Genomic DNA, 15550 nt, shown 5'->3' on the forward strand with positions numbered 1-15550 from the left:
ATGGAGACGCCTGGCTAGACCGCGGCCGCGAACAGCATCCCGAGGGTTCCCGCCGCAATGGCGACGCCGTATGGAATCGCACCGACCGAGATGGATTCCGCCGTATTCAGATTCGACTGCCGCAGCGACGCCAAAAACCCGCCACTCGTTAGCTGCCGCAGATTGACGAGCAGGCGCGCAAAGCGGCCTGTGTACAACGCGAACGCCAATGACCAGATGCCACCGATCAGAAACGTCGCGACCACGATGCGCCAGGTCAGCGCCGCGCCGACCCACGCACCGATCGTCAGCATCAGCTTGACGTCGCCGGCAGCCATGCCGCGCAGCAGATAGAACGGCAGCAGCAGCGCGAAACCGCAGGCGGCGCCGGCGAGCCATTCGAGCGGACCGGCGAGCGGGCCGTGAAGCCAGGTCTGCACGGCCAGCGCGGCGGCGAGGCCGAGCGCGATCACGCGGTTCGGAATCCGCCGCGCCGTGATGTCCGTGCTGGCGCTCACGATCACCAGCGCGATCACGCAAAGCGGCACGGGATGCGGCGGCAAGGGTGGCAGCGTCATGATGGCCTCGCTATCGTTAGTCAGTGAGTCAACCCGTGCCGCCGATGCGGCAGGATTGGAAATGAGGAGCCCAGGTCCGTGCTGGGCAATCGCACGGCGGCGACGGACGAATCGGAGCGTTCGTCCGTCGGCACCGGACTTATACCGACGAAGCGAGACTGCTGAAAATCGTTTTCAGGTTCGTACCGAGCGTCGTGACGCCACCGATGATCCCGAGTGCGATCAGGCCGGCAATCAGGCCATATTCGATGGCCGTCACGCCGTCTTCGTCACGAACAAAACGGACTGCTTGAGCGATAACGTTCTTCATGATTGACTCCCTTTGGATGTCTAATTAAAAGCCCCTGGCCGGAATTGGCGCGAGGGAAAGCACTACGGGCACTGCGGAAAAAACGGACGGCAGGCTAGCTTCGCCGCCCATGCCTCGTCATTTGCGCGCTGACACGCACAAGCGAGACACCGGGCAAGACGAACCGGGAAGAACGGGAGAATTGGAGCGCGCTGCGCGCGCCGCCGGTGCGCAGGCGCAGCCAGCGGACAAACCGATGCGCCGTGGCCGCGAGCCGCCGGTGCAGCATCGGCGCATGGCCCGTGCTGCCGTGATGGCGCTCGCTCAGTCGCGTGAGCTGGTTGTTCATACTTCCCCCGTACTGTGTATTTTTCGGTGTCGGCTCGAGGCCGGCACTCGTGCCACACCTATCGCAAGGACGGGGCCAGCTACGCACGAATGCAGCAAACATGCGGGTCCGCGCCGGATGCCCTCGCGTACGCCACCGAAATCGCGTCCTGAATGTGCTGATTCCGCAACATTTCTCGCACCGCGCCGGACACTTCGCTTTCCGCGTAGAGGCCCGTCAATTGGGGCTCGGGATTTTTTTCCTGGGACTTTCCCTGGTTCGGTAAAAACGAAATTGACCGCGAAAACGGCCCTCGCCAAAGGGAGCGTCTGTCCGAAGCGTCTCATCGACGAGACGCGTTGGTGGGCTAGCGCACATTAAGGCGGCCGATTCGGCCACTTTTTGCCGACATTGGCAGCGCACGGCGCCCACGCTCGAAAACGCGAGCTTGAAAGTAGGACCGATTTCCGCCAACAATAAGTTGACCGGTTCAGTGCAAAACGACACGTTCTTCATTCGATGTCGCACGCTGACGATTAGGAATCTGAATCAACAAACAGAAAGACCGGAAGGTCCTCGCGGCCTTATCCGGATCACACGGGGATCGGGGATCATGTACGTTTCTCAGCAACTGCGCATGCGTGGCGCCGACGACCGGGTGCGTCATTGGCTCACGCCCGAGCGCATCGTCTTTTACAGCGGCTCGATGGTCGTGGGGTATGTCGTCCTCATGTCGTTGTGGTTCTTCTGGAGCCACGGCTTCACCGATCATGAATTCGCCCATCCGGGTTTCGATTTTTCGATTTTCTGGTCTGCTTCATACGGACTGCTGCACGGCTCGGCGGTGCAGGTCTACGACCATGCTTCGTTCGACCGCATCCAGCAGACGCTCTTTCCGGACATCGGTCGCGGCAGCCTGATGCCGTGGCTCTATCCGCCGACGTTCCTCGTACTGATCTCGCCGCTTGCGTTGCTGCCGACGCTCGTCATGTACTTCGTGTTCGTCGGCCTCGGAGTGACGGTGTTTACGGCCGGCACGCTGCGTGTCTCAGGACTCACCGACAGCTTCCGGGGCTCGCGCTTCGCATGGTTCGTCGTCGCGGCGCTGCCAGGCGTGTTCGTGCCGGCCTCGTTCGGCCAGAACTCGCTGCTCACCGCGAGCTTCGCCGCGTTCGCGCTTTACCTGATGCGCCGTCATCCGCTGCGCGCGGGGCTCTGCATCGGCCTGCTGGCGATCAAGCCGCAAATGGCGGTGCTGTTTCCGCTCGTGCTGATCGCCGCGCGCGCATGGCGCACGCTGGCTGCCGCCGCGTTCAGCGCGGCGCTGTTCGGCGCGCTGAGCGTGCTCGTTTGCGGCACGCAGTCGGTACGGCTCTTTCTCGTCAACACGGCACTCGCGCGCGAGACGCTGCTCGAACAATGCAGAGGCTATTGGCTTGCGTCGCCGACCACGTTCGCGGTACTGCGCGAAAGCGGCGTGCCGGTTGCCGTGGCCTATGCGGCGGAAGCGGGCGTTGCGCTGATCGCCGCGGCCGCCGCGTGGCGGGTATGGAGAAACACGCACGACATCCGCCTGCGCGCGGCCAGCTTCACGGTCGCCACGCTGATCGCGAATCCGTACGTGTGGCACTACGAACTGGCGTGGCTCGGTATCGCGATCGTCTGCCTGAGCGCGCTCGGTCTCGACCGAGGATGGCTGCGCGGCGAGCAAAGCGTAATCGCGCTCGCCTGGCTGCTGCCAGCCTATGAATTCTTCAACCGCACGGCCGGGATGCCGCAGTTCGGACCGATCGTTCTGCTGCTGATGCTGTTGATGATCGTGCGTCGCGTGCGCATCGAGGGGGACCGCGGCGATGACAACGCCGCCCTCGCCTACGCACCCGCGCTCAAAACAATTCGCTAAACGGGGAAACGCCATGTCAACCCACGCCAACAAACCACTGATCTCGCTCGTTGTGCCGTTCTACAACGAGCAGGCCGCCGTCGAGCGCTTCTTCGCCGCGGTCGTGCCGGTGCTCGAATCGATCGAGGGCACGCGCTTCGAGATCGTCTGCATCAACGACGGCAGCAGCGACGCCACGCTCGATCATCTGATCGCGGCAAACAGCCGCGACCGGCGCATTCGCGTGATCGACCTTACGCGCAACTTCGGCAAGGAAGCAGCGCTGACCGCCGGCATCGACGAAGCGTTCGGCGACGCGGTGATTCCGATCGACGCCGATCTGCAGGACCCGCCGAGCCTGATTCCGGTGATGGTCGAGCACTGGCGCGCGGGCGCCGAAGTGGTAGCCGCGAAGCGCACCAACCGCCTGTGCGATACGTTCGCGAAACGCACGGCGGCCGCGCTCTACTATCGCGTGCACAACGCGCTCTCGGAAGTGAAGCTGCCCGAGAACGTCGGCGATTTCCGCCTGATCGACCGCCAGGTCGTCAACGCGCTGCGCAACCTTCCCGAGCGGCGCCGCTTCATGAAGGGCCTGTTCGCGTGGGTCGGCTATCGGACTGTCATCGTCGAATACGAACGCGAACCGCGCAGCGCCGGACATTCGAAGTTCTCCGGCTGGCGGCTGTGGAATTTCGCGCTCGAAGGCATCACGAGTTTCAGCACCGTGCCGCTGCGCAGCTGGACTTATATCGGCCTGTCGATCGCGACGCTCGCGTTCCTCTATGGCGGCTACATCGTCGGCAATACGCTGTGGTCGGGCAACCCGGTGCCGGGCTATGCCTCGACGATCTCGCTGATGCTGTTCATGGGCGGCATCGAGCTGATCGGCATCGGCGTGATCGGCGAATATATCGGCCGCATTTACTACGAGTCGAAAGAGCGGCCCGTGTATCTCGTGCGGCGCCGCTATCAGGCGAAGAGCAAAGTCTCCGTGCTGCCGACCGTGCGCCACGACGCGCGCGCGCCGCACCTCGCGCGCGTCGAGCTCATGCGCAGGCGGACCGCGCCGCGCGTGCGCGTCGCCGGTCATTGAACGAGGAGAACATCATGTCCCCGGACGCCTACCTCGAAATGGCCGCGACCGAAGCCGAGCACTGGTGGTTTCGCGCGCGGCGCGACGTGCTGCGAACGATGCTCGAACGGCTCGCGTTGCCACGCGGCGCGCGCGTGCTCGAAGTCGGCTCCGGCACCGGCGGCAACCTCGATATGCTGGCCGGCTTCGGCACCGTGAGCGGCCTCGAAATGGACCCGACCGCGCGCGCGTTGAGCGCCCGCAAAACCGGCGGCCACTTCGACATTCGCGCGGGCCGCTGTCCCGACGACGTGCCGTTCGGCCGCGAGCGCTTCGAGCTAATCTGCTTTTTCGATTGCCTCGAACACATTGCCGATGACGTCGGCGCGCTCGCAGGCATGGAGCGCCTGTTGACACCGGGCGGCCGCATCGTCGTGACGGTGCCCGCGGGTCCGGGGCTATGGAGCGCGCACGACGTATATCTGCATCATCACCGCCGCTATAGCCGCGACTCGCTGATGCGTTGCGCGGCCGACGCCGGCTATGAAGTCGAGCGCATCACCTACTTCAACACGCTGCTCTATCCGCTCGCGGTGGCCGCGCGCTGGGCCGACCGGCTGCTGCGCCGCAAGCGCTCGACCGGCGACGCGATTCCGCCGCGAGTGCTCAACGATGTGCTCTATCGGATCTTCAGCGCCGAGCGGCATTGGCTCGCACATGGGCCGTTGCCTTATGGGGTGTCGTTGCTTGCGGTTTTGCGTAGGCGGGGGGATGTGGTGAGGGGATAGGTTCGAATGCGTGAAGCCGCTGTGCTTCGATCTGAGGCAAGCCACGCAAATCGACACTGACCCAGTACGTTATGCTCGCCAAGTCGTGTAGACACCGCGACTCTGGATTGGCGTCCGGAAAAGGAATAGGCGGGCAACCGCCGACTGGCGGTTTTTTTACGCCCGCATCAAGCGCTCCAATGGCCGGGCCTTGGTGGGGGAGCGCTTGCGCTCGCCGGTTTCCTATTCACCGGTACGCCAACCTTGCCATGTGCCCGGCCACCCCGATTGGCGTCGGGGAGCCGGGTATCCAACCCGAATAGGAGGTGCATCTTGCGCCAGTTCCCCACTTGCCCCGAGCAAACCCGATCCCTGTTATCGGTTACCGACACTACCATCCGGTACGAACGCGAAGCACTCGAACAGCGACGTGCCGAACTCGTTTGCGCACTCGCCGCCGCCGAACAATCCATCAAGACTTTTCTGCCGGGTTCGCTCGAACATGGCAAGGCGCATGCACGCGTGGCCCGGCTGCAAAACGAATTGAGGCTCATCAAGGGTAAATCTGGAGTCGTCAAGAAACATCACGATCTTGGCGATCTTCTTATCGCAGTATGCCGCGAGCGGGCAACGCCTTCTGAATGGAAGTGCATCGTCGCAGAGGCCAGGCGGCGGCACGGGGTTCATGAACCAGTCTACCGACAGACCGAAACGACCCAAAGTAATTCAGAATAAATTTCTACAGAGGTGCGCCGAATACCTGATTTTCCGGCGCGCCCATCTTTTCAGTCTCTCTCCCCTTCGATCTTGCAAGCTATCAAGCCGAGCGAAAAAAACGCTCGGTTCTCCAAGCATTTTCAGAATTCTCCGATTGTGTGACGGCATACGGCTCAGGCAGCGTTCTATAGGCCGTTACGTCGCTGTTTGAGCAACGACTTTCTTGCAACAGGGAGACACTCGACGGACACATCATCGAATGTCAAAAATTAATTGCTGGAGTACATGCATGAAGAGAAGCTATCTGAAAATCGGAGATAAGTCGTCTGCTGGTGGTACTGTCGTTGAGGGCATCCCGTTGATGACCCACCATGGAACAGAACTGACCTTTATTGGAGCGGCCGTGACATGCCCAGCATGTAAATCCACGGGGCAGATTGTGGCTAAAGGTCCTCGCTGGCCTGGCAACTGGATGGGCAAGCAGGCCGCACTGGAGGGTGACATCTGTTCGTGTAAGTGCCATCCCTCGCCTGTGATGCTTGCTTCTCAGTCAAACATGGCGATGAACTTCGAATCGCACGAACTGGCGAGCATATACCTTGGATCCTCGAGCAACTCGTTGGCAGATGAAGCGACAAACGGGCATTGGATTCGCTTCGCTCTGCACGACAGAGATAGTTGTGAGGGCTTGCGCTGCCGCGCTTACTTTTCTGATGGATCGGTGGAAAACGGGGTGTTCGATTCCAAAAACAAGATCTATTTCACCAGACCCAATGCCTCGCCTTGCCAGAAGGTTGAGGTTGTGCTCGATTCCAATAAGAGTTCGGGGCAGTCGGTGATGGGTAGTTTGTTGCAGGCGATGATGGGGTGATGATATGGCTCAGAATAATGCTCAGGCTATAGTAAGCGGCTCGTTTCACACTCAACAGACTCACGACATCAGGAGCGGGATTCTGGAAGCTGCGATTGCGAACTATGAGGCAATCGCGACCACCTTTGCGGCCAATGCCGTCTCTGATGACAAGGTGCGTCAGCAGTATGTGAACACATCGAGGAGATCTCAGACCAGGTGCGCCAGGAAGTTGCTGATGGCAGCATGACGGTAAAGGAAGGCGCCGAGTATTGCAGTGACTTGCGAGACAAGCTTTTTGTTGAGTATCGCAAGTACACTTCTGCGGTGGGTGTAGCGAAAGCGGAAAAGCTCAAGCTCACGGCAAGGGGGTTTGACTATTACCTGAACAGGTATGCCCAGGCTCAGTTCGGAAAGAATTTTGATGCTCTGACTACGAAAGAGCGCAACGCCGTCTATTACACTGTGCTCAGGAAGGCGGGTGGCGGCAATGCTGATGTCACGACCAAGGTACGCAAGCTTCGGATCAGTGCTCGGATAGCAATCCTGTTCACTGCGGTTCTGGCAACGGGTGAAATTATCGCAGCCAGAGACAGGGTTAAGGAAGTCGCTCGACAAGGCAGCATCATCGCGAGCGGCATGATTGGCGGTGGACTTGCAGGCTTTGCCGTGTCCTTCGTGTGCGGTCCTGCTGAACCCGCGTGCGCGGTGGCGCTCGTTTATATTGGCAGTAACCTCGGCGGAATGGCCGGCGAAGCCGCAAACGACATCTATCAGGAAGAACGACTCGTCTTCACGCATTGGGCAACCGAATAAGCCAAGACTTCGACATGTCAACCCCCGTTTTCCTGCTGTTACTCGTGCTGATTGTGGGTTCGGCCGGCATCATCATCGTCAATCTGACAGGCGATCCCGGCATTGACTATTGGGACCTCGACGGTGAAAACGAGCCCCCTGTCTCCAGGCTCGACGTGCTCAGAAAGAAACCGGTTCTCTATGGCGCGGGTGTCGTGCTGATTGGAGCCTTCATCGCATATCTGATGCTTCGCCAGTAAGAGTCCCCCGCCTGACATCACCACGCACGTCCCTTGCGTGACTTTCCGATTCGACCGCTTGCCCACATAGCTTGTCGGGGGCAGCGCACGCCATTGACCGTTAGTTGCATTAAATGAAAGCACAAACACCCCTATCTACCCTACACTCATCCAATTAAATGAGAATGATTTGCATTAACAAGAAATTTGCCCCATGATTCAACCCATGGCCATGCCACCGACAACCCACCGAATAAAACCCGACGCGCTTGCCGCGTCGGCGCCGAACCGTCGCCTGCGCGTTACGCCGGCCTGCGACGCGGCATCGTCCAACCCGGCCGGCGCGACTTTCTGGACTGCGTCCATTCAGGAGCATCGATGAACTTCCGCTCTCAATACAGCAGCCGCCCCGAACTGGTCGACGATCATCCGAACGAGACCGCCTGCGCGCCCGATCACACCGTGCTTAGCGCCGTGCGCACATGGCTGCGGCCGGCCTGCGAGTCCGTGCGCGGCAGCCGGCATTGGCACGACATCCTCAGCGACGCCGGCTTGCGCAAGGAAGGCATCGAGCATTTCGATCTGCTGATGCGCTCGCTGATGCGCGCCTCCTATCGTCCACTCGACATGCGTTGCCGCTGCGCGACCGAACTCGGCAAGGACGAGGCCGTGATCCTGCAAGCCATCGCGCTGCTGCAAAAGACCCATAGCGGCGCCGCGTTGCGCATGCTGAACGAGTGGCTGCCCGCGCCTTCGGCCAGCGGCGTACTGAAGCTGCTGCGCTGGTTCGCGATCGACCTGCTCGACGCCGGCGTCGAGCTCGACGTGCAGGCGCGCCGCGTCACCTATATGCATTGAGGACGCGATCGATGCTCATGTCACCGGAAGCGGACCTTGCGGTTGCCGCGCGTCCGTCCATCGCACCCGCCTTCGCACCCTGTCCGCTGAGCCGCCACTTTCCGCGCCATGCCGTCATCCCGTCGGCGGGCGAACTGCTGCTGTGGCGCTTTCGTTGCGAATGGTTGCCGGTGTCCGTGCAGGAAGGCGACTCGTGGCTGTCGAAGTCGGAACGCGAGCGCGCGCGGATGCATCCGAACGCGGCGCTGCGCAAGCGCTTCATCAGCGCGCGCGTGGTGGCGCGCTGGATCGTCGCGCATCTGTTCGAGTGCAAGCCGCGCGACGTCGAATTGCATGACGACGGCGACGACAAGCTGCGCGCGCATCATCCACGCGACGGGCGCGGCATCGTCGTCGATATCGTGTATGGCGGTATCTGGATCGTGATCGGCCTCGCGAAGACGGCGCTAGGCCTGAGCGTCGTGGTGCCCGCGCCTCGCCCGACGCTCGACGCCTCGCCCGCAGGACTGCACCGGCTCGCGCGCTACGCCAGCCTGCGCAGCGCACTGCGCGATACGTCGATCGTTGTCGAGCCGAATCTGCTTTCCGGCGAGACGGCGAGCGTCGCACTCGATCTCGCGCATCACGGCGAGTGGCACGTACACGATCTGCCGATGGGCGGCCAGGTGCGCGCGGCGGTCGCGGTCGCGCAACCGGTGACGAAAGCGTGGCTGATCGGCTGGCCGAAGGGAACGACGCAACCCGCCGCCTAACGCACGCTTTGCGTTAGCTTTCGAGCGCCCCCTCGCGCGCGCGGCGCATCGCTTCGAGCAACGTCGCTTCATCGCCGATATGATTCGCGAGCAGCAGAATCAGTTGCGCATTGGCCGACTGGCTCTGCGCATCGTCGAGCCCGCGATGCATGTCGATCAGCGCTTCGTAGAAGTCATCGGGGCGCGCGAGATTCGGTTGCGTATTCAGTGGCATGTCTGTCTCCCGACTCTCTCTTTAGTGTTTCTTCAGTGCGCTGCCGGTATGGCATTCGCGCTTGCACGTACGTCGGCGCTCGCCTGCATGCTCCCGGCCGCGCCTTCGACGCACAGCGCACGCCTGAGCGCATGCTCGACCGCCTCGGCGTCGAGTTGCCGCCAACGCGCGCAGACGTGCTGATCCGGCCGGATCAGATAGAACGTGCCGGGCTTCGCGTCATAGCGCGTGCCGGCCAGCCCCTCGATATCGTGCACCACGCGGATATTCGCCGGCAGGTGGGTCAGCGTGAAAGCATCATCGCTCACTTCGCCCAGCATCACGATGACGAGCTTCAGCGGAATCGGCGCCGCGCGCAGTACGTTCAACGCGGTCCGCGTCGCCTGATCGACGCCATGCTGGTCGCAGAACAACATACCCGTGAATGGCTCGCCGAGTTGCCGCAGCAACCAGGCCGGCTCGCCCTCCATCCGCAGCGGCGCGTCGACGCACGCGGCGCCCGGCACCAGCGCGCCCTCGAAACGGTCCTTGTCCGGCGTATTGAGCGGCGAATCGCGCAACACGGCCGGCACCGACAAACGCCCGCTATTCGTCAACTGACGCGCGAACGGATAGTGCCGCGACAGCTTCAGCACGGCATCGCGAAACACGCGGCTCACCGCGCTCTTCGGCGTGATGAAATCGGTCGAACGCGTCGAGTGGCGAATGTTTTCGTCGGCGGCGAATTCGCGTTCGCTCGCATACGTGTCGAGCAATGCATCGGGCGCCTTGCCGCCGAGCACCATTGCGAGTTTCCACGCGAGGTTCTCGGCGTCCTGCACGCCGCTATTCGCGCCGCGCGCGCCGAACGGCGACACGCCATGCGCGGAGTCGCCCGCGAACAGCACGTTGCCGTGCCGGAAGCACGCCATGCGCGTACACGAAAACGTATAGACGCTGACCCACTCGAGTTCGAACTTCACATCGGCGCCGAGCAATGCGCGCACGCGCGGCATGACGCGTTCGGGCGTTTTTTCGAGCGCGGGGTCGGCGTCCCAGCCAAGCTGAAAATCGATGCGCCATACGTTGTCCGGCTGACGATGCAACAGCACCGATTGATTCGGATGAAACGGCGGATCGAACCAGAACCAGCGTTCGACAGGAAACTCCGCTTCCATTTTCACGTCGGCGATCAGGAAGCGGTCGCGGAACGTCACGCCCTTGCTGTCGAGCCCCATCATGTTGCGCAGCGGACTGCGCGAACCGTCGGCGGCGACCACGTAGCGGCCGCGCAGCGCATAGATGCCGTCCGGCGTTTCGACGCTCAGCGTGACGCTCGCGTCGCACGCGCCCGGCGTGCCGTTCTGCTGCACGCCGACCACCTTGCTCTTCCAGCGAATCTCGAGATTCGCGAGTTCCCGCGCACGTTCGAGCAGAAAGCCTTCGACGTAGTATTGCTGCAGATTGATGAACGCGGGCCGGTGATGCCCCGCTTCCGGTTGCAGGTTGAATGTGTAGACGAGTTCGCTCTTCAGGAACACCTTGCCGACGTTCCAGCTGATGCCCTTGTCGATCATCCGTTGCCCGCAGCCGAGGCGGTCGAAAATATCGAGCGAGCGTTTCGAGAAACAGATCGCCCGCGATCCTCTGGATAGCGAACAATCGTCGTCGACGAGTACCACCGGCACGCCCTGCTGCGCGAGATCGATCGCGGTGGCCAAGCCCACTGGTCCCGCGCCGACCACGATCACCGGATAGGCCGCCGGTTCTTTTACACCGGGCATGCGCTGCTCGCGGCACGGCCGATATTCGAACGACAGCGCCTGATAATCGATGCTCATCTCGTGTCTCCGTCCCGCCGCGTTTTACGGCGCGGCTTCGCGTGTACTTCCGCGCCGGTCTGCTTCCGCGCCAGGCTCTCTGCTGCGGTGTTTCTGCTTCTGCGCTCCCGCGCTATCAGACTTGCAGCGCGGCCCACATCTCCTTGTCGCGCTGCGCGGTCCAGATGCGCGGATGCGCGATGCCGCTCGCTTCGTCGAACGCGCGCGACACGTCGAACGGCAGACAATGCTCGTAGATGAAGACGTGGCCGAACTTCGGGTCCATCGCCTCGCGCGTATGCGCCATCGCGGCCTTCAGGTCGAGCTTTCGCGCGACCGCTTCACGGCCCGTCTGCAATAGCGTCGTGACGAAATCCTTCGTGTAATCGAGGCCCTTGTCGACGTCGGCCGGTGTGGTCAGCGCGGGGCCGCGGCCCGGCACGAGCTTGTCGGCCTGCAGCGCGCGCAACGCTTCGAGCGTGGCCGGCCACTGTTCGAGCTGCGCGTCGCCGCAATAGCAGGCCGCTTCGTATTCGACGAGATCGCCGGAAAACAGCACCTTCTGCGACGGCAGCCACACGATCGTGTCGCCTTTCGTATGGCCGGCGCCCAGATGCGCGATGCGCACTTCGAGCTTGCCGAGAAACAGCGTGATTTCCCGCTCGAACACGAGCGTCGGCCACGTGAGTCCCGGCACCGTTTCGACGCCGGCAAAGAGGCGCGGAAAGCGCTCGATCTCCGACTTCATGTCCGCTTCGCCGCGCTCGACGATCATCTCGTACGTGCCGCGGCTCGCGATGATCTGCTGCGCGCCCTCGGCGAAATACGCGGACGCGCCGAGCACGCGCACCGCGTGGTAGTGCGACAGCACGACGTATTTGATCGGCTTGTCGGTGACGCTGCGAATCCTTGCGATCAGGTCCTGCGCCATGGCGGGCGTCGCGGTGGTGTCGACGATCAGCACGCCGTCGTCGCCGATGACGACGCCCGAGTTCGGATCGCCCTCGGCGGTGTACGCATAGGCGTTCTCGGACAGTTGGGTCCACGTGACTTTCTTCGCTTCGAGATCGGCCTGCGATGCAAATGCCTTTGCCATGCTTGTCTCCGTCGGGGATGGGGGCGAGGCGAGACGGCGTGGCGCATCGGCAGGAAGACCGAAGGGCCAGCGGGATTGGAAGCTTGTCTCGCCCCGCTTTGTGTTCGGTCATTGCGCCGGTGTGTCGGGGTGAATGCATGGTATGGCCGCCACGTTTTATTTGTCAATAGCGAAAAGTATCGCTATACGCAAACCAACGGCGACGCGCAGAATCCATGTGCAAGCAAACAGCATTCGCAAATTACCAGCACTGCAGAGGTTGATGAAATGACCCAACGCCTTCGTGCCACCGTGATTTTTTATAACGAGGAAACGCAACAGCTCCAGCTGTGTACCGTGTACCGGGACGAAATCCAGGGAGCCATCGATCGGCAGATCGCGCGCGGATCGGCAATGAATGTGCCGCTTGGCTCCGACGACCCGACTGCTCCGCTGACCGACGAAACCTTACGGCAGATTGGCGGCATGGCCGTCCTCAACCAGGCTTCGGTACATCCCGAGTTGCGCGGCCGCTTGCAGGTCTCGCTCGAACACCCGGTCGACTGGGCTCCTGGAAAGCCGCCTATCGGGTAGCTCTTGCCCGGCGCGGTCTTGGGAGAAGGCAATCCTTCGATTAACATGAAGCGCTTTTTACGGACGAACGCGAATGTGAGCAAAGCGACGAAATCGGCGGCAAGCGCGAACGGTACAGCGATTACAGGCCGCGCGAGGAGCAAAGGCTCACGCCTGAGCAGCGACAGCACTGACAGCGCCGACAACGCGGCGCCGGAAACCGCCAAACCGCAGCGCGGCATTCAAAGTGTCGAAGTGAGCGGCCGCGTGCTGCTCGCGCTCGCCAGCGCGCGCGTTCCGCTTGCGCTGTCCGATCTCGCGAGTGCCGCGCAGATCGCGCCAGGCCAGGCACATGCCTACCTCGTGAGCCTGAGCCGCCTGGGACTCATCAAGCGCGACGAACTGTCGGGCCGTTACGAGCCTGGGCCACTCGCGCTGCGGCTCGGTCTGCTGCGGCTCGAAAACCAGCCCGCATTCCGCGCCGCCGTGCCGCGCGTCGCGGCGCTCGCCGAGGCAATCGGCTTTAGCGTCGCAATCTGCATTGCCGCGCCGCAGGGGCCGACCATCGTCCGCTACGAGCATGCGGGGTTCCCGCTGCACGTCAATCTGCATATCGGCACCGTGATGTCGTTGCCGGCGACCTCGACGGGACGCGTGTTTTGCGCGTATCTGCCGCGCGAGACGCTCGACGCGATGTGGGCGAATCAGTCCGGCGCAGCCGAGCGCGCGATGACGACACCCGCCGGACGCGCCGCGTTCGAGACGACGCTCGAACGCATTCGCGCGCGCGGGCTCGAGAGCAGTGTCGACGCGCCGAGTCCCGGCATCAGCAGTCTGAGTGCGCCGGTGCTCGACGGCGAAGGCCGCCTTCTACTCGCGCTGACGGTAATCGGCTCGACCGGCGCGATCGACGTGGCTGCCGACGGCCCGCTTGCGCATGCGTTGCTCGCCACGGCGAGCGAGATCGGCGCCGAACTCGCGGTGTCTTCTTCCGCGTCTTCGACATTGGCACTCGCCTCATCCCTATAGCCCGCTTTCCATCGTGACCGATTCCGCCCCGCTCTCTCCCGACGCCGCCGACGCCAAACCGCAGCGCGGCATTCAAGCGCTCGACAACACCGGCGACCTGCTGAACGCACTCGCCACCGCCGCGCGGCCGCTGAGTCTGCGCGATCTCGCAGCCGCGGCCGGCATGCCGCCCGCGAAAGCGTTTCCGCACCTCGTGAGTCTGCTGAAAATCGGCCTGCTGAGCCGCGATGCGGCGGGCTGCTTCGAGGCCGGACCGCTTGCGCTCGAACTGGGTTTGATCGGCTTGCAGCGCCTCTCGCCGACGCGCGAGGCCGAGCCCGAAGTCATCGATCTTGCGGCCTCGACCGGCATGAGCGTCGCGATGGCGGTGCTCGGACCGCTCGGGCCGACCGTCGTGCGCCTCGAAGAAGCGGCACGGCCATTGCATGTGAGCTTGCGGGTCGGCACGGTGATGTCGCTCGTCAATACCACGATTGGCCGCGTGTTTGCTGCGTATGTCGCCGACGACGTGCGCGTGGGTCTGCTCGCCCAGGATCATCTGCGGCTCGCAGGCGCGAGCGCAACGGCTATCGCCACGCAAAAAAGCCGCTACGCGCAACGTCTCGCGCAGATTCGCTCGCATGGCATCGATACCGCATTGAGCCGTCCGGTGCCTGGCATCGACACGCTCGCCGCGCCCGTGCTCGATCACACGGGCAGCATCTGCGTCGTGCTTGCGGTAATGGGGACAAGCGGCAGCTTCGATTGCGAACCGTCGGGCCAGCCTGCGCGGATCTTGCGCGCCGCCACACTGCGATTGTCGCGACGGTTCGGGTGGATGGCAGCGAACGATGTGGAAAGTGGGGGGACGTAGGCGCTTTTCCGCCAAGCGACACCTACCCCGCCCCCTCCGGCTCATGCGACCCGAGCCTCGCTTTCGCGTGGCGCATCTTTTCGAGCGTCTGCGGACCGGCCTTCAAGGCGACGCCGATCGCCAGCGCATCCATGATGCACAACTGCACGAGCCGCGACACGCCTGGCGTATTCGGATCGATCGGGCTCGGCACGCGCAGCAGCAGTGGAATATCGACGAGCCAGGCAAGCCGCGAACCGACGTTGGTCAGCGCGATCGTCGTCGCGCCGCGCTCCTTCGCGATCTGGATGCTCTCGTTCACCTCGACGCTGCGCCCCGAATGCGAGATCGCGAACGCCACGTCACCGGGTTCCATCAGGCCCGCGTAAAGCCGCTGCAAATGACCGTCGGTAAACGACGCCGAGGCGATGTCGATACGCAGAAAGCGCAGCGCCGCGTCCTGCGCGACGAGCCCCGAGCCCGAACCCACGCCGAAGAAAAACACGCGCCGCGCGCTCGACAGCGCGGCAATCGCGCTTTCGACCACGGCCGGATCGAGCGCGCCACGCGCGTGCGTGATGCCATCGATCGCCGCCTCGCCGACCTTGTCCATCAGGGTCTGCACGTCGTCGTCGCGCGCGACCGTGGCCGACGCGTACGGCAGTCCGCCCGCCACGCTCTGCGCGAGCTGCATCTTGAAGTCGCGCAGACCATGCGCGCCGATCGCGCGGCAAAAACGCGTGACGGAAGGCTCGGACACCTCGGCGCGTTGCGCGAGTTCGGTAATGCTCGCGCGCATCGCGAAGTCGACGTCGGCGAGCACCATCTCGGCGACCTTGCGCTCGGCGGGCCGCAGACTCGCAAGCGCGCCGCGGATATGGGGAATCAAGTTCGCTGCGGACACCCGGTGTTCCTTAGG

At 63.1% G+C, this 15550-nt stretch carries 19 protein-coding genes; 12 read left to right on the forward strand and 7 right to left on the reverse strand.

Going from position 1 to position 15550, the window contains the following annotated elements; translation table 11 throughout:
• Nucleotides 1-14: 14 nt before the first annotated feature.
• From F3J19_RS15135 to F3J19_RS15145, 3 genes are all read right to left on the reverse strand, one after another.
• Nucleotides 15-557, reverse strand: a complete 543-nt coding sequence (locus F3J19_RS15135; protein ID WP_167042671.1) for a prepilin peptidase — start codon at nucleotides 555-557, stop codon at nucleotides 15-17.
• Nucleotides 558-696: 139 nt separating this feature from the next.
• Nucleotides 697-867: a Flp family type IVb pilin gene (locus F3J19_RS15140; protein WP_167042673.1), complete on the reverse strand. Its 171-nt coding sequence runs from the start codon at nucleotides 865-867 to the stop codon at nucleotides 697-699.
• A 94-nt stretch (nucleotides 868-961) separates the two neighbouring features.
• A complete protein-coding gene (locus tag F3J19_RS15145; RefSeq protein WP_167042675.1) occupies nucleotides 962-1195 on the reverse strand; it encodes a hypothetical protein in 234 nt (77 codons plus the stop codon).
• A gap of 592 nt (nucleotides 1196-1787) precedes the next feature.
• Between F3J19_RS15145 and F3J19_RS15150 the strand changes: the two genes are divergently transcribed.
• The 9 genes from F3J19_RS15150 to F3J19_RS15190 all read left to right on the forward strand — a co-directional run bounded on the left by F3J19_RS15150 (nucleotide 1788) and on the right by F3J19_RS15190 (nucleotide 9109).
• Nucleotides 1788-3077 (forward strand): glycosyltransferase family 87 protein, encoded by a 1290-nt coding sequence (locus tag F3J19_RS15150; protein ID WP_240158963.1) that lies wholly within the window; start codon nucleotides 1788-1790, stop codon nucleotides 3075-3077.
• A gap of 13 nt (nucleotides 3078-3090) precedes the next feature.
• Nucleotides 3091-4152 (forward strand): glycosyltransferase family 2 protein, encoded by a 1062-nt coding sequence (locus F3J19_RS15155; protein WP_167042677.1) that lies wholly within the window; start codon nucleotides 3091-3093, stop codon nucleotides 4150-4152.
• 14 nt (nucleotides 4153-4166) lie between these two features.
• Nucleotides 4167-4919: a class I SAM-dependent methyltransferase gene (locus F3J19_RS15160; RefSeq protein WP_167042679.1), complete on the forward strand. Its 753-nt coding sequence runs from the start codon at nucleotides 4167-4169 to the stop codon at nucleotides 4917-4919.
• 312 nt (nucleotides 4920-5231) lie between these two features.
• On the forward strand, nucleotides 5232-5633 hold the full coding sequence (locus F3J19_RS15165; RefSeq protein ID WP_167042681.1) for a hypothetical protein: 402 nt from the start codon (nucleotides 5232-5234) through the stop codon (nucleotides 5631-5633).
• Between the two features lie 271 nt (nucleotides 5634-5904).
• Nucleotides 5905-6486, forward strand: a complete 582-nt coding sequence (locus F3J19_RS15170; protein ID WP_167042683.1) for a PAAR domain-containing protein — start codon at nucleotides 5905-5907, stop codon at nucleotides 6484-6486.
• 198 nt (nucleotides 6487-6684) lie between these two features.
• Entirely contained in the window at nucleotides 6685-7281 is a 597-nt protein-coding gene (locus tag F3J19_RS15175; protein ID WP_345891034.1) for a hypothetical protein, read from the forward strand.
• A gap of 14 nt (nucleotides 7282-7295) precedes the next feature.
• Nucleotides 7296-7520 carry a hypothetical protein gene (locus tag F3J19_RS15180; protein WP_167042685.1) on the forward strand — a complete coding sequence of 75 codons (225 nt, stop codon included), beginning with the start codon at nucleotides 7296-7298 and terminating at the stop codon, nucleotides 7518-7520.
• Between the two features lie 357 nt (nucleotides 7521-7877).
• Nucleotides 7878-8357, forward strand: a complete 480-nt coding sequence (locus F3J19_RS15185; protein WP_167042687.1) for a hypothetical protein — start codon at nucleotides 7878-7880, stop codon at nucleotides 8355-8357.
• Between the two features lie 11 nt (nucleotides 8358-8368).
• Entirely contained in the window at nucleotides 8369-9109 is a 741-nt protein-coding gene (locus F3J19_RS15190; protein WP_167042689.1) for a hypothetical protein, read from the forward strand.
• 13 nt (nucleotides 9110-9122) lie between these two features.
• On the opposite strand, the gene F3J19_RS15195 is transcribed toward F3J19_RS15190, so the two are convergent.
• The 3 genes from F3J19_RS15195 to F3J19_RS15205 form a co-directional block, all read right to left on the reverse strand.
• Entirely contained in the window at nucleotides 9123-9323 is a 201-nt protein-coding gene (locus F3J19_RS15195) for a DUF2783 domain-containing protein (protein WP_167042691.1), read from the reverse strand.
• A gap of 32 nt (nucleotides 9324-9355) precedes the next feature.
• Nucleotides 9356-11143 carry an FAD-dependent oxidoreductase gene (locus F3J19_RS15200; protein ID WP_167042693.1) on the reverse strand — a complete coding sequence of 596 codons (1788 nt, stop codon included), beginning with the start codon at nucleotides 11141-11143 and terminating at the stop codon, nucleotides 9356-9358.
• A gap of 115 nt (nucleotides 11144-11258) precedes the next feature.
• On the reverse strand, nucleotides 11259-12218 hold the full coding sequence (locus F3J19_RS15205; protein ID WP_167042695.1) for an MBL fold metallo-hydrolase: 960 nt from the start codon (nucleotides 12216-12218) through the stop codon (nucleotides 11259-11261).
• Nucleotides 12219-12347: 129 nt separating this feature from the next.
• On the opposite strand from F3J19_RS15205, the gene F3J19_RS15210 reads away from it, so the two are divergent.
• From F3J19_RS15210 to F3J19_RS15220, 3 genes are read left to right on the forward strand one after another with little or no spacing between them, the layout of a single operon-like run.
• Nucleotides 12348-12791: a hypothetical protein gene (locus F3J19_RS15210; protein ID WP_240158965.1), complete on the forward strand. Its 444-nt coding sequence runs from the start codon at nucleotides 12348-12350 to the stop codon at nucleotides 12789-12791.
• A 45-nt stretch (nucleotides 12792-12836) separates the two neighbouring features.
• Nucleotides 12837-13799 (forward strand): IclR family transcriptional regulator, encoded by a 963-nt coding sequence (locus tag F3J19_RS15215; protein ID WP_167042697.1) that lies wholly within the window; start codon nucleotides 12837-12839, stop codon nucleotides 13797-13799.
• A gap of 13 nt (nucleotides 13800-13812) precedes the next feature.
• Nucleotides 13813-14652: an IclR family transcriptional regulator gene (locus tag F3J19_RS15220; RefSeq protein ID WP_345891035.1), complete on the forward strand. Its 840-nt coding sequence runs from the start codon at nucleotides 13813-13815 to the stop codon at nucleotides 14650-14652.
• Between the two features lie 22 nt (nucleotides 14653-14674).
• Here F3J19_RS15220 and F3J19_RS15225 read toward each other — a convergent pair whose 3' ends face one another.
• Nucleotides 14675-15535: an SIS domain-containing protein gene (locus F3J19_RS15225; RefSeq protein ID WP_167042701.1), complete on the reverse strand. Its 861-nt coding sequence runs from the start codon at nucleotides 15533-15535 to the stop codon at nucleotides 14675-14677.
• Nucleotides 15536-15550: the final 15 nt, after the last annotated feature.

It is taken from the genome of Burkholderia sp. Ax-1724 (assembly GCF_011752995.1).
GTDB lineage: Bacteria > Pseudomonadota > Gammaproteobacteria > Burkholderiales > Burkholderiaceae > Paraburkholderia.

What these genes read in the sequence shown, in the direction of transcription:
- F3J19_RS15135 (WP_167042671.1), bottom strand. Translation starts at nt 557, where the DNA reads ATGACGCTGCCACCCTTGCCGCCGCATCCCGTGCCGCTTTGCGTGATC.
- F3J19_RS15140 (WP_167042673.1), bottom strand. Translation starts at nt 867, where the DNA reads ATGAAGAACGTTATCGCTCAAGCAGTCCGTTTTGTTCGTGACGAAGAC.
- F3J19_RS15145 (WP_167042675.1), bottom strand. Translation starts at nt 1,195, where the DNA reads ATGAACAACCAGCTCACGCGACTGAGCGAGCGCCATCACGGCAGCACG.
- F3J19_RS15150 (WP_240158963.1), top strand. Translation starts at nt 1,788, where the DNA reads ATGTACGTTTCTCAGCAACTGCGCATGCGTGGCGCCGACGACCGGGTG.
- F3J19_RS15155 (WP_167042677.1), top strand. Translation starts at nt 3,091, where the DNA reads ATGTCAACCCACGCCAACAAACCACTGATCTCGCTCGTTGTGCCGTTC.
- F3J19_RS15160 (WP_167042679.1), top strand. Translation starts at nt 4,167, where the DNA reads ATGTCCCCGGACGCCTACCTCGAAATGGCCGCGACCGAAGCCGAGCAC.
- F3J19_RS15170 (WP_167042683.1), top strand. Translation starts at nt 5,905, where the DNA reads ATGAAGAGAAGCTATCTGAAAATCGGAGATAAGTCGTCTGCTGGTGGT.
- F3J19_RS15180 (WP_167042685.1), top strand. Translation starts at nt 7,296, where the DNA reads ATGTCAACCCCCGTTTTCCTGCTGTTACTCGTGCTGATTGTGGGTTCG.
- F3J19_RS15185 (WP_167042687.1), top strand. Translation starts at nt 7,878, where the DNA reads ATGAACTTCCGCTCTCAATACAGCAGCCGCCCCGAACTGGTCGACGAT.
- F3J19_RS15190 (WP_167042689.1), top strand. Translation starts at nt 8,369, where the DNA reads ATGCTCATGTCACCGGAAGCGGACCTTGCGGTTGCCGCGCGTCCGTCC.
- F3J19_RS15195 (WP_167042691.1), bottom strand. Translation starts at nt 9,323, where the DNA reads ATGCCACTGAATACGCAACCGAATCTCGCGCGCCCCGATGACTTCTAC.
- F3J19_RS15200 (WP_167042693.1), bottom strand. Translation starts at nt 11,143, where the DNA reads ATGAGCATCGATTATCAGGCGCTGTCGTTCGAATATCGGCCGTGCCGC.
- F3J19_RS15205 (WP_167042695.1), bottom strand. Translation starts at nt 12,218, where the DNA reads ATGGCAAAGGCATTTGCATCGCAGGCCGATCTCGAAGCGAAGAAAGTC.
- F3J19_RS15215 (WP_167042697.1), top strand. Translation starts at nt 12,837, where the DNA reads ATGAAGCGCTTTTTACGGACGAACGCGAATGTGAGCAAAGCGACGAAA.